Below are 12560 nucleotides of genomic sequence, written 5' to 3'. Positions count from 1 at the left end.
CTATAAGGAAAGCCTCTCTTCACAAGCCCCTCTAATACCGGGCAGTTATGTATGAACGTTAATGACGTGCTTGTTCTTGATGAAATAATCCACACCCGAGTAGATGGTGATCAGCGCCGCCACCCAGCTGGCCCAATAATCAAAATCGAAATTCAGGAAGTGGAACGGGAAATTGTTCAGCAAGAGCGCAATAATCGCCGTGATTTGGGTGGCTGTTTTCCATTTACCCCATTTGCTGGCGGCCAAAACAATGCCCTCGAGCAGGGCAATCTGGCGGAGGCCCGTAACGGCAAATTCCCGGCTGATAATCACGATGACAATAAACGCGCCCACCTTGTCCATTTCTACCAGCGAAACCAGCACCGCCGTCACCAGCAGCTTATCGGCCAGGGGATCAAGAAGCTTGCCCAGATTCGTGACAAGCTTCCGCTTCCTGGCAATGTAGCCGTCCAGACTGTCCGTGCTGGCGGCAATAATGAAGATCAGCGCCGCGATCACCTGGTTGTAGGAAATAGTGAAATTGCCAAAGGCCAAATTAGGCAAAGGCATCTTCACCAACAAAAAAAACATGATCAAAGGGACCAGGAAAATACGGGCCATGGTGATGCGGTTGGCCAAATTCATGCGATCGCCTCCCCGGCAAGGTCGAACTCAAAGGAATGGGTCACTTTCACCTTCACAATATCGCCGATGTTTCCTTTATAGCCGGAGACGAACACCTCGCCGTCGATTTCCGGCGCATCATACTGCGAGCGGCCCACATACACATCGTTGCGGCCGTCGTAACGCTCCAGCAGCACCTCCAGCTCCTCGCCGACCCGCCCGCCGTTTCTGCTGTTGGAAATCCGGCGCTGCAGCTCCATCAGCTCGTTGGCCCGGGCTTCCTTCACGTCCTCCGGGATTTGGTCAGGCAGCCGGGCAGCCGGCGTATCCTGCTCCTGGGAATAGGTGAATACCCCTAGCTTGTCGAACTGAATTTCCTCCACAAACCGCTTCAAATTCTCGAAGTCTTCTTCCGTTTCCCCGGGAAATCCGACAATCAGGGAGGTGCGGAGGGCCACCCCGGGAATCCGGCTGCGGATCTTCCGGAGAAGCTCCCGCGCATCCCGGCCTCTGCCCGGACGGCGCATCCGCTTCAGGATGGAATCCTCACTGTGCTGCAGGGGCATATCTACATACTTGCATATCTTAGGATTATTGGCAATAACTTCAATGAGCTCGTCAGTAAAAAAGCCCGGGTACGCATAATGCAGCCGGACCCAATCCACGCCGGGCACCTGAGTCAGCTTCTCCATCAGCTCCGGCAAAGCGAAGCGTCCGTACATATCCATGCCGTAATTGGTGGAATCCTGGGCAATCAGGCTGATCTCCCGGACACCCTGGGCAGCAAGGGTCCCGGCTTCAGCCACAATGGATTCCATGGAACGGCTGCGAAACTTGCCGCGCATGATGGGAATGCTGCAGAAGGTGCACGCATTGTCGCAGCCCTCGGCGATTTTGATATGGGCCGAATAACGGGGGCCCGCCGCCTTCCGGGGCAGCACCGCGTCATAGTTAAAAACCGGGTTCCCCACATAGCTGGGTTTCGCGCCGGCCAACGCCTCATCGATAATATCGGTAATCTTGTCAAAATCCCCGGTGCCGACAATGCCGTCAATCTCGGGCATTTCCTGCATCAGCTCATCCTTGTAGCGCTGGGTCAGACAGCCGGAAACAATCAGCGCCTTCAGAGAGGCGGTTTCCTTCAGCTCCGCCAGATCGAGGATGGTGTTTACCGATTCTTCCTTGGCCGCATCGATAAAACCGCATGTATTCACAATAATGACCGTTGCCTCTTCACGATCCTCCACAAGGGTGTACCCGCGTTCATGAATCAACCCTGACATAATCTCCGAATCTACGAGATTCTTGTCACATCCAAGGGTAACAACCTTGATTTTCTCAGACATTCCTGCAATCCCCCAATAGTTAACTAGAAATAGCTTGGTCCGCGCCGCCTCCACGTGTTGGTGCAAGCGCCTGTCCTCAAAAAGTATAATACAACGAAAACCGGGTGTCAAAAATGCAAACAGCCCCACAACGTGGAGCCGGGGGGTGGGCGCAACGCCTACCGGAAATTGAGGAACTGCAGCTCGATGGGAAGCTCCGCTTCCTTCAGCAGATGAATCACCCGCTGGAGATCGTCGCGGCTTTTTCCGGAAACGCGGATTTGGTCCCCTTGGATCTGGGTTTGCACCTTCAGCTTGGAATCCTTGATGATGGTATTGATCTTCTTGGAAATCTCCTGGGAAATCCCCTGCTTGAGCTTGATCTTCTGGCGGACGGTAGCGCCTGAGGCCGGTTCCACCTTGCCGTATTCCAGATTCTTGATGGAGATGCCCCGTTTGGTCAGCTTCGACTGGAGAATATCCACCACATTCTGCATTTTGAATTCATCGTCGGAAACAAGGGCGATCTCTTCTTTTTCCAAAGCGATGCTGGACTTGCTGTTCTTAAAATCAAACCGGGTGTCGATTTCCTTCTGCGCCTGGTTGATGGCGTTGTTTACTTCCTGCATGTCCACCTTGGACACAATATCGAATGAGTTGTCTGCCGCCATAAGTAAAACACGTCCCTTCTTTCATTGGAAAATGTGTTGCGGTGAGATATTTATCCAGTAGTTAAGTATAGCAATAATTGGAGACAAAGAAAAGGCATCCCCGTTGGCGGAAATGCCTTCATTAGAGCGGCGGTCCTTCTATTTGTTCCTGGCCGGCTCCCGAAACATATCCAGAATCCCCAGTACAATATGGGCGAGGCCAAACCCGAAAATGCCGTAACCCCAAGCGTCAGGCGTCAGGTACCAGCCCAACAGACTTACCACAATGCCCAGTCCGGTTACAATCCAGCTCACTGTCATTGCACACCATGCCTCACTTTGAGTGAAATGTGTCACCAGTGAGTAGAATGCCCTGAATATCCAATTCTATGCATGGCTGAAGCTCCTTGCGGCCTTACAAGCCTGCAGCCTGGATTTGCAGCCGTTTGGGATTGGAGATTTCGCCCAGCGGAAGGACGACCCCATTCACCTTCAGCTCAATGGCCTTGGGCAAACCGATGTTCATAAAAACCGGCTGGTCGGACTCCCATTTCCGCGGGGAGCCCAGCTTGGCCAGATTGCCCTGCTCGATCATGTCATGGTCGAAGCTGTTCCCGTTGGGCGTCAATTTGTCAATCTGGAACCAGCAATCCGTGCCGGTAAGCGTCATTTCCACACTAAGCGTGGCGGCGTTGGTCAGCTGGTAATAATCCATGTTCCCTTCGCTTTTGACCAGCTTCAGCTCCGGCTGCACGGGAGTAGGAGAGGGCGTGGCGACGGTCTTGGCCTCCAGCGTTCCCCCGGCCGGCGAACCATTGGGATTTTGGGTGGCAACCTTATCCGTCAAGGGAGCGGAGCTGCCGCCGTTGACAGACTGGTTGACCCCATCGTGGTTGCGGTAGGCAAAGTAATAAATCAGCCCCACAATGAGCAAAAAGAACGAAGCCAGCATCACTCCCGTAGCAAACCGGCTCCATTTGTCCGAACGCTTGGTGATGGTGCGTTTGGGCGACAGGCTCTCCGTGACCGTTCCGACATTGGGGTCCGGGAATACATTGCGGTACATGGACAGCACCTCGGAGGGGTCCAATCCTACGGCCTCCGCGTAGCTTTTGATAAATGCCCGAACATAGAAATTACCCGGTAGCGATTTGTAATCCCCTTCCTCAATGGCTTCCAGATAACGCTTTCGGATTTTGGTGGTTTCCTGGAGCTGCTCCAGGGTGATGCCCTGCTCCAGTCTGGCCTTTTTTAACAACTGACCCAACTCGGACAAACAATTTCACCTCCGTATCTTTTTAAGTGCCCTGCTGGTTCCAGCGGCATGGGCGTTAGTCCGCTTCTTAATAACCATCGTAGGATGATGGAATATCAATGACAATCTCCTCATCGGGCGTATTGCGAAGCTCGATAATGTAATCGAAGGTGCTGTAGTCGTATTCCGATTCCCGCACAAATATGTCAGGATGCTCAATCACCTTGGTGGACGGAGCACTCATGATTTCCTGAAGCAGACTATGATGCTTTTCATTGGAGCGAATGGTGGAAACAATTCCGTCTATAATGAAGAGATTATGCGGGTTCATCTCGTCCTCGGACAGCTGGCTGCGCACCGTCTGCCGCAGCAGCGTGGAGGAAACGAAGGTCCAGCGCTTGTTGGCGCACACGCTTCCCGCAATAATGGATTCCGTCTTGCCTACCCGGGGCATCCCCCGCAGGCCCACCACCTGATTGCCGTCCTTCTTGAAAATTTCCCCAAGAAAGTCCACCAAAAGTCCCAGCTCATCCCGGGTAAAGCGGAATGTTTTGCGGTCATCGGAATCCCGTTCGATATAGCGGCCGTGCCGGATGGCCAACACATCCACCAGCTTGGGCGCGCGCAAGGCGGTAACGGTTATATTATCCACCTTTCTTAACATTTTACCCAAAATTTCTATTTTCTCATCATCATCCGTCTGCAGCAGAAGCCCGCGGGTGCGGTCCTCCACCCCGTTGATGGTAATAATATTGATTTCCAGCATCCCCATAATCGAAGCCAGGTCGCCCAACAGACCGGGGCGGTTCTTATGGATTCTGTATTCCATATACCATTGGTTCATTGTCATCGCGTATGTACACATCCGTTCTGTAAATTCCGTCTACCATAAAGATTATTCTACAGGGTTCCCTATTATCCTTCACCTGTCACCAGGAATTATTTGCGGCTTAATTCCGTCTCTTCGGCGGTATACAGCTCCGTCCCGCTTCTGGTCTCGGAGGCAAGGGAAGCGGCCATGGCATCGGGTACAATCCTGCTCCATTGGTACCGGGCCGAAAGGCCTCCCACCGTGTCCACCACCGGCAGCTTCAGCGTTTTAATCTTGGTCAAAACGGCGTTGTCCACCGTGGTATATAGGGCAATCATGCTGGGCCGGACTGCCGACACCTGGTAGGTCAGCTGCGGAAACCAGGTATCCCCCGGGTAGATATCCAGGGACAGCACCTTGTCCGCCTCCTCCGAGGGCGACCATTCCGCCGGAACGGGGGAACCGGTTGTCTGAATCCACAGCACCGTCAGTCCAGAGGCCTTTTGCAGGTTCACCCAATTGTCCCATAGCTCGGTTTTTTGGGCGTCATCCAATTTTTTGAGCAGCATATTGGCAGGCATACTCTCCGGAACAGCCGTGTCGATCCCATTACCCAGCACAACAAACCGGCTTTCGGGATCGCCGGCGGCCAATTGGGACAGAGGCGCGGCCAGTTCGCTCCCGGCACCGATAACGCTGTCAAACTTGCCCTTTCCTATAATAGACGCCAATTCGTCCGGATTGGTTGACGAATTTGCGACAAATTCCAACGCAATTTTGTCGGCCGCCGCTTTTATTCCGGCTGCCTTGCGGATTTCTTCCGTTTCCTCCGGCGCAAGGGAGGAGCCGGCCAGCACCAGCGCCGCTTTGCGCGCCTCCAGAGTAGCCGCGTCGATTACAGGCAACGTCCGCCCGCACCCGCTTCCGGCTGTGGCAAGAAGCAGCATGGCGGCAATCAGCAGTGTTCGTTTTGTTCGTGCTTTTGCATGCATGTGGCAATATACTCCTTTTTTGATACAGGTCGTTAAAAAGCATGGGGATGGATTTAAGTATACCATGGCAAAAACAGAAAGCCTCCATGAATCGGAGGCTTCCAAGATATTTGCCGCATCCGTTTATTTTTTGCCGTCGGAAACCAATTTGACCATCAGCTTGGCCAGAGTCTTCTGCTCGCTGGTGTCGGCGACGGACCACAGGTCCTTCAGCAGTCTGTCCTGCACATTCTCCGGATCGATGTTGGCAGCCAGAAAATCGCCGATTTTGTAGGCCAGCTTGGAGACTTGCTCTTCGGAAATGCCGATGCTTTCGGCAGCCTGAACACGGTCATGCAGGAATTGCTTCCATGTATCAAAAGAAGTGAGTACAGTATTCGCCATGCTGTTTGCCTCCCTGGATTGAATTCATACTGCATGAGTAGTATGAGCAGAGAGACGGATGGCTATACCCTTGCCATTCAGGTAACCCAACCGCCGTTGGGGCTGATCACCTGGCCGGTAATGTACCCCGACTCCGGCAGCGCCAAAAAATAGACCAGCGAAGCGATCTCGTCCGGCTGGGCCAATCTGCCGGCGGGGATTTCCTCCTGGAGCGCCGCGATCTCATCCTTGTTGAAGGTGGCCATCATATCCGTTTCCACCGCTCCAGGAGCCACCGCGTTGACGGTAACTCCCGAGGGGGCCAGCTCCTTGGCCAGAGCCTTGGTGAGCGCGTTCAGCCCTCCCTTGGAGGCGGAATAGGCCGCTTCACAGGAAGCGCCGGAGATTCCCCATACGGAGGAAATGTTGATGATTCTGCCGTACCTGGCGGACACCATGGCCGGCATAAAGGCTTTGGTGCACAGGAAGGCCCCTTTCAGATTGACGTTCATCACCTGGTCCCACTCTTCCTCGCTCATCTCCGACAGCAGTCCGAAATGGGATACACCGGCGTTGTTCACCAGAATATTGGGGACAAGCCCGCGGGACTCCAGCTTCTCCTTCATCCGCTCCACCTGCTCGGCGCTGCGGATATCCGCGGATAAGGTAATGGCATTGGCTCCCAGGGAAATACAGCGGCGGGCTACCCGGTTGGCCGATTCATGGGATTCGGAATAATGGATGATGATATTCATGCCCAAGGTAGCGAAGCGTTCGGCAATGGCGGCTCCGATTCCGCGGCTGGCGCCGGTAATCAGAGCCGTTTGCCTGTTCAAGGCGATGGTCAAGACGCTCCACCGCTCTTTACAACCGAGACCGACATGGACTCCCAGTCGAAGAGCTCCCGCAGCCGCGCATTGGCGTTCTCCAGGGTCAGCTCCTCATAGACCGGCAAAATATCAAACAAATTGGCGCCTCTGAAGGCGTAACGGGTAAACTCGTTGGCCAGGGATTCCGGCGAATTCATCATCCGCAGGAAGCCTCCCAGCTTCTTCTTCCGGCTGCGCTCGAAGGCATCCCGGGGAACGCCGGTTTTGTCCAACGCGGCAATTTCCGCCTTAAGGCGGGCCAAGAGCTCCTCCGGGTCCCGGGTTTCCCCGCCGATGACCGCAAAGGCATACCCCTCCGCCAGATTGTATTCGGTGCCGAAGCTGTCGGAGATCAGGTTGTCGTCATACAGCCGCTGGTAGAGGTCGGAGCTGGGACCAAACAGGGCATCGAGCATCACCTTGGTGGCCAGCTCACGCTTCAGCGCTTCCCGGCCGGTCAGCTTGGCAGGCGGCTCCTTGAAGCCAACGTAGCACTTGGGCAGGGAAACCGGCAGATGCACGATTCTCTCGGTTTGCCGCACCGCCGCGGGCTCGGGTTCAAAGTAGCGGAGAATCTCCCCTTGGGGAGGGAAGGTTTTGGCCGCCTGGTTGGCGCGGACCAGCTCCATAATCTCCGCCGGATCGACTCCCCCCACCACGAAAAACACCATATTTTCCGGATGGTAAAAGGTATGGTAGCAGGTGTACAGGGTCTCCTTGGTGATCCGGGAGATGGATTCAATGGTTCCGGCAATGTCAATATGGACCGGATGCTTCTGGTACAGCGCCTCGATCAGGCCGAAGTACACCCGCCAATCCGGATTGTCCTGGTACATTTTAATTTCCTGGCCGATAATCCCCTTTTCCTTCTCCACATTGGCATCGGTAAAATAGGGATTCTGCACAAAATCCAGAAGAGTGTTGAGGTTTTCCTTCAGGTTTTCCGTGGCCGAAAAAAGGTACACCGTCCGGTCAAAGCTGGTAAAAGCATTGGCCGACGCCCCGTTGGAGGCGAATTTGGCGAACACATCCCCTTCCGGCTCCTCAAACATCTTGTGCTCCAGAAAGTGGGCAATGCCGTCGGGAACCTGCACCTCTTCCTTGCCGGCAACCTGGAAATGATTGTCCACAGAGCCGTATTTGGTGGAAAAGGTGGCGTAGGTCTTCCGGTAACCCGGCTTGGGAAGGATATAAACCGTAAGCCCGTTGGGCAACGTTTCTGTATACAGCGTTTCATTCAGGCGTTCCGCCTTGATGGCTTCCATCTGATCCCCTCCTCAAAGCTTTCCGTCAGGAAAGCTTGCTTCTTATTTGCTGGTCAGGAAATAAATCGTATCCAGCTTCACCTGCTCCGCCACGCCGCGGATCGCCGCCACATCCACCGCCTCCACCTGGGCAATAAGCTCGGCGACAGTCCGTTCATGACCCGACAGAATGGTATTAAAATCAAAGGAGATCATCTCAAAAGCGGAATCCTCCATCTCCTTCAGCTGGTTCTTGATCATGGCCAAGGTTTGGCTGTATTCCAGCTCCTCCACCTGCCCTTGCTTCATGGCTTCCAGCTGCTGCCGGATGATCTCCACCGCTTTTTCATAATTGGCGATTTCAATGCCGGATTGAATGGTGAGAATCCCCTTGTGTCCGTCCAGCCGGGACGAGGCGTAATAAGCCAGGCTTGCTTTTTCCCGGACATTGGCAAACAGCTTGGAATGGGGGTAGCCTCCCAGGATTCCATTATAGACAAGCGCGGCGGCATAACGGCTGTCGGCATAGGTGACGCCTGTGCGCAGGCCCATGTTGAGCTTGCCCTGGCTAACCTCCAGCTTTTCCACCACTCGCGTCTCCTCGGCAACCGTACTTCGGGGCGCCTGCATCTTGTAGGCGGCTGTTCCCGTTCCCTTCAAATCGAAGGCCTGGATGGCCAGAGCCTTCACTTCTTCCATGGTGGTATTGCCCACCACATACAGATCGATGGGGGATTCGGCCAGCCATTTGCGGTAGCTTTCGTACAGACTGGAGGGGGTAATCGCCCCGATGGCCTCCAGCCGCCCCAAGGGATGGAAGCGGTAGGGCTCCTCCTTGCACATTTCCTCGATACAGCGCTCCGCGGCATACCGGATCTTATCGTTAATAATGGCTTCCAGCCGTTTTTGTAGGGTCAGCTTTTCGGAATCCACGTATTTGCCGGAAAAGGCGCCGTTTTCCACCAAGGGGCGGGTCAGGGCATCTCCGAGAAAGGTCAGACCTTCGGCGAGCAGGCCATTGGCTCCCGACACATACCGGTCGTCGATAATATCCATGCGGAACTGGACAATTTGGTAATCGCCGCGTTTGAAGATATCGAAGCCGAAGCCGGCTCCGTACAGATCGTCCAGCTTTTCCCGGAAGCTCTTGGTTTCGGGAAGGCTCCGGGTGCCTCTGCGCAGAACAAAGGGAGCAAGGGCCGTGGGTGTAACCTGATCCTCTGTCAAAGGCGCCCCTATGTAGGCCGAAATGGCGTAGGTTTTGAACCGGTCGGTCGGCCAGACATGGAGTCTTATCCGGTCAACGCAATCGCGTATGAAGGCTGGTTTATCCAATAGTTTCATGCTCCTTCCAGGTTGGAATGGTTCCATTATATGCCTATCGGACACTCGGAAGCAAAAGTGTTTTTAGGGACCCTAGGTATTATTTCTCTTTGCGGAAAATGAATGCATTACAGAAGCTCGGGAAAACCATGATTTTCTATCAGAAAGCCGGTAAAAACCTTGGAGGCCTTGGTTTGAAAGCCCATGTTCGGCATTACCAATGAAAAATGGCGCCGGAGGGGGAAGCCTGGAAGCTCAAGAGCCTTCAAAGCGCCCATCTGTATTTCTTTCCTGATAGTCCACTGGGAAAGCAGCGCAACTCCCATCCCCGCCTCAATATACTCCTTAATGGCCTGGGTGCTGCCAAAAATCATTCTGCTTTTTGGATGAATGCCCAGCTGCGCCAGCGCCTTCTCCTGCAGCTCCCGGGTCCCTGAGCCTTTCTCCCTCATAATCCAGGAAGCCTCGGCCAAATCCCCCCCTTCAACCGGATGACGGTGAGCCAGGGGATGCCGGGCAGAAACGGCAACCACCATCCGGTCCTCGGCAAACGGAATCGTCCTTACCCCATCGGTTTCCCCGTCCTCTCCTTCAACAATACCCGCATCCAACTGACGGCGGCTGACCAGCTCCGTGATTTCACTGGAATTTGCAATGGTAATCACAGGTTGAACAGACGGATACTTCCGGACCAGCTCTGCCACAACAGATGGAAGAATATATTCGCCGAAGGTATAGCTTGCGCCAATGGACAGCGGCCCATGGGCCGTATGCTTCAGATCATCCAGCACATTGCCCATTCTCGTATAGAGGCCAAGGATTTCTTTGGCATGGGCGTATACCACTTCCCCCGCTTGGGTCAAACGCACATATTTATTGGTCCGCTCCAGGAGCTTGCAGTCCAGAGTTTGCTCCAGCCCCCGAATGTAGCTGCTTACAGCAGGCTGTGTCATGTGCAGAAGTTCAGCTGCTCTTGTAAAATTTCGCTGCTCCGCGGCGGTTAAAAAAACCTGCAGCGCCTGATCCATAAATCCGCCTCCATAATAAGCTTTCATTTATTATAACTATTATAATAAATTATTTTACTTATTATTGAAACAGCTTTACGCTTTAAGCATCACATTCTTTGCGCAACTGGAGGTTTGTTTTATGATCAAGGCTTCGGAACAGGGTTTCCGTCTGTTGAAGGGAATCCTTTTCACGTTCATAATTGCCCTTGCAGGATATATCCTGGGAAAAATACCGGGACTGGGGCATTTGGGCCCAATGGCCTGGGCCATCCTTTTGGCTGTGCTCTACAGGCAAGTCCGCGGCTATCCGGTCCAGCTTCGCCCCGGCATTCAATTTTCCTCTACCGTCCTGTTGCGGCTGGCCATTATCCTGTTCGGGCTGAAGCTGAATATCGCCATGGTGCTTGAGCAAGGCCCCGGTCTGTTGATCCGCGATGCCGCCGTTATTCTGTTTGCCTTGGCGGCGACTCTTCTGCTGGCCCGGCTATTCCGCGCCGATCCATCCTTGTCCCTGCTCCTGGCCATTGGCACAGGCGTATGCGGCGCTGCGGCCGTTGCCGCTGTTTCCCCCATCCTCAAAACCAAAGAGGAGGATACAGCTATGGCTGTAGGCATGATCGCTTTGGTTGGCACCATATTCGCCATCGGGTACACCCTGGCGCTGCCTTATCTGCCGCTGGCTCCCGAGGCGTATGGAATTTGGGCGGGATGCACTCTGCACGAAATTGCCCATGTGGCCCTTGCCGCAGCTCCTGCGGGCAATTCCGCATTGGCCGCGGCTTTCTTGGCAAAGCTGGGCCGGGTGCTTCTGCTGATGCCCTTGTCTTTTATTCTGTTGGCCATCCAAAAGCGGTTCCGCAAGGGACAGGAAGCGGCCGGAACAGCCGACAGCAATGCCAAGATTAAGTTCCCCTGGTTTTTGGCCGGCTTTATCGGCATGAGCATTCTCAACAGCTATGTGCTGGGCCGATTTATTGCTGTCCCTGCCCCGGTTATGGAGCATGTGTCCACCCTCACTTCCTTTCTGCTCACCATGGCCATGGCGGGTTTGGGTCTGAATGTCCATCTGAAGAAGCTGCGGACAAAAGCCTTGCGCCCGCTGTTAGCAATGACCATCACATCCGTCTTATTATCCGCTTTCGGTTTCATAACCTTGTGAGGGGCCGGGAAAAGTTGAAAAGCAATCTGCATCATACCAGCAGATTGCTTTCCTGTTTTATTTGCAGAAAATATGCTTGCCGATGGTTTTCACTTGCGGACGTGTCCAAATCCATTTGGAGGTGGCTGTCGACGGATTGAAGTAATAGAGGCAGCCCCCTGACGGGTCCCAGCCGCCTATTGCGTCCTTGACGGCCCGTTTGGCATTTTCGTTGGGGGTGAGCCAAATTTGGCCATCCGCAACTGCTGTAAAAGCACCCGGCTGGAAGATAACGCCGGAGGCTGTATTCGGAAAAGAAGGGGAGCGGACCCGGTTCAAAATGACAGCCGCCACCGCCACTTGCCCTTCATACGGTTCGCCTCTGGCTTCACCGTACACCGCATTGGCCATAATCCGGATATCATTCTCCGACATCCCTCCGTTATTGGACGGAGCGAGATTGACAGGGTTGCCGGTAGCCGTTTCCGTTACCTGATCCCCGCCGCCGGAGCCTCCTCCGCCACCGCCGGCTGTTTGCCTTGGTTCAGTAGGCGCCCATGTTTTGGTGGCCTCCCAAAGCTTCAGCTTGGTTTTGGGACCGACTATGCCATCCACCTTCATGCCGAATTTGTACTGGAAGTCCTTCACCCCGCGAAGGGTTTGGTAGCCAAACGCACCGTCGATATTGCCGTTGTAATACCCGAGAAATTTCAGACGTCCTTGGAGCTCGTATACATCGTCGCCGGAAGCGCCGTACCGGATGGTCTGTTTGCTGAAGACATCCTCCGCTGCCTGGGGCTTATCATGAGATTTAAGCTGCATGCCTGCAAACAGCGATACCAACAGCAGCACAGTAAATGCAATCAGTCGCTTGTTCATTGAGCGGACCAACCCTTTCCCTTCGGATACTGTGTTTGTGATAGGGATATTATTTGAAAGGCAGGTTGGCTTTATACTTCCGAACCACAGATTAGCGC

At 54.1% G+C, this 12560-nt stretch carries 14 protein-coding genes; 1 reads left to right on the top strand and 13 read right to left on the bottom strand.

Annotated elements, in window-relative coordinates; all coding sequences use genetic code 11:
* Positions 1 to 45: 45 nt before the first annotated feature.
* The 12 genes from pgsA to DQG13_RS07750 form a co-directional block, all read right to left on the bottom strand.
* Positions 46 to 624 carry a CDP-diacylglycerol--glycerol-3-phosphate 3-phosphatidyltransferase gene (gene pgsA / locus DQG13_RS07800; protein ID WP_113019189.1) on the bottom strand — a complete coding sequence of 193 codons (579 nt, stop codon included), beginning with the start codon at positions 622 to 624 and terminating at the stop codon, positions 46 to 48.
* The gene (rimO, locus tag DQG13_RS07795; RefSeq protein ID WP_113019188.1) at positions 621 to 1949 is read right to left on the bottom strand and encodes a 30S ribosomal protein S12 methylthiotransferase RimO; all 1329 of its coding nucleotides are present in this window, start codon (positions 1947 to 1949) and stop codon (positions 621 to 623) included. The genes pgsA and rimO overlap by 4 nt, the downstream gene beginning before the upstream one ends.
* 158 nt (positions 1950 to 2107) lie before the next feature.
* Positions 2108 to 2599: a YajQ family cyclic di-GMP-binding protein gene (locus tag DQG13_RS07790; RefSeq protein ID WP_113019187.1), complete on the bottom strand. Its 492-nt coding sequence runs from the start codon at positions 2597 to 2599 to the stop codon at positions 2108 to 2110.
* Positions 2600 to 2737: 138 nt separating this feature from the next.
* On the bottom strand, positions 2738 to 2899 hold the full coding sequence (locus DQG13_RS30695) for a hypothetical protein (protein ID WP_181592634.1): 162 nt from the start codon (positions 2897 to 2899) through the stop codon (positions 2738 to 2740).
* Positions 2900 to 2993: 94 nt separating this feature from the next.
* Positions 2994 to 3854, bottom strand: coding sequence for a helix-turn-helix domain-containing protein (locus DQG13_RS07785; protein WP_113019186.1), 861 nt, complete (start codon positions 3852 to 3854; stop codon positions 2994 to 2996).
* A 67-nt stretch (positions 3855 to 3921) separates the two neighbouring features.
* Positions 3922 to 4683 carry a DUF3388 domain-containing protein gene (locus DQG13_RS07780; RefSeq protein ID WP_113019185.1) on the bottom strand — a complete coding sequence of 254 codons (762 nt, stop codon included), beginning with the start codon at positions 4681 to 4683 and terminating at the stop codon, positions 3922 to 3924.
* Between the two features lie 89 nt (positions 4684 to 4772).
* Positions 4773 to 5636, bottom strand: coding sequence for a type 1 periplasmic-binding domain-containing protein (locus DQG13_RS07775; protein WP_113019184.1), 864 nt, complete (start codon positions 5634 to 5636; stop codon positions 4773 to 4775).
* Between the two features lie 123 nt (positions 5637 to 5759).
* Positions 5760 to 6020: a DUF3243 domain-containing protein gene (locus DQG13_RS07770; protein WP_113019183.1), complete on the bottom strand. Its 261-nt coding sequence runs from the start codon at positions 6018 to 6020 to the stop codon at positions 5760 to 5762.
* Positions 6021 to 6097: 77 nt separating this feature from the next.
* Positions 6098 to 6847 carry an elongation factor P 5-aminopentanone reductase gene (gene ymfI, locus DQG13_RS07765; RefSeq protein WP_113019182.1) on the bottom strand — a complete coding sequence of 250 codons (750 nt, stop codon included), beginning with the start codon at positions 6845 to 6847 and terminating at the stop codon, positions 6098 to 6100.
* Entirely contained in the window at positions 6844 to 8133 is a 1290-nt protein-coding gene (gene yfmH, locus DQG13_RS07760; protein ID WP_113019181.1) for an EF-P 5-aminopentanol modification-associated protein YfmH, read from the bottom strand. The genes ymfI and yfmH overlap by 4 nt, the downstream gene beginning before the upstream one ends.
* A 42-nt stretch (positions 8134 to 8175) precedes the next feature.
* Positions 8176 to 9447, bottom strand: a complete 1272-nt coding sequence (yfmF, locus tag DQG13_RS07755; protein WP_397333946.1) for an EF-P 5-aminopentanol modification-associated protein YfmF — start codon at positions 9445 to 9447, stop codon at positions 8176 to 8178.
* A 116-nt stretch (positions 9448 to 9563) separates the two neighbouring features.
* Positions 9564 to 10463, bottom strand: a complete 900-nt coding sequence (locus DQG13_RS07750; protein ID WP_113019179.1) for a LysR family transcriptional regulator — start codon at positions 10461 to 10463, stop codon at positions 9564 to 9566.
* A gap of 121 nt (positions 10464 to 10584) precedes the next feature.
* Here DQG13_RS07750 and DQG13_RS07745 point away from each other — a divergent pair, with 121 nt between their 5' ends.
* Complete coding sequence (locus tag DQG13_RS07745) at positions 10585 to 11604, top strand: YeiH family protein (protein WP_113019178.1); 1020 nt, start codon at positions 10585 to 10587, stop codon at positions 11602 to 11604.
* A 57-nt stretch (positions 11605 to 11661) separates the two neighbouring features.
* On the opposite strand, the gene sleB is transcribed toward DQG13_RS07745, so the two are convergent.
* The gene (gene sleB / locus DQG13_RS07740) at positions 11662 to 12462 is read right to left on the bottom strand and encodes a spore cortex-lytic enzyme (RefSeq protein WP_113019177.1); all 801 of its coding nucleotides are present in this window, start codon (positions 12460 to 12462) and stop codon (positions 11662 to 11664) included.
* Positions 12463 to 12560: the final 98 nt, after the last annotated feature.

The organism is Paenibacillus sp. YN15 (genome assembly GCF_003285005.1).
Lineage (GTDB): Bacteria > Bacillota > Bacilli > Paenibacillales > NBRC-103111 > Paenibacillus_AR.
Note: the sequence above shows the minus strand (reverse complement) of the source record. Positions and strands in the feature narration are given on the sequence as shown.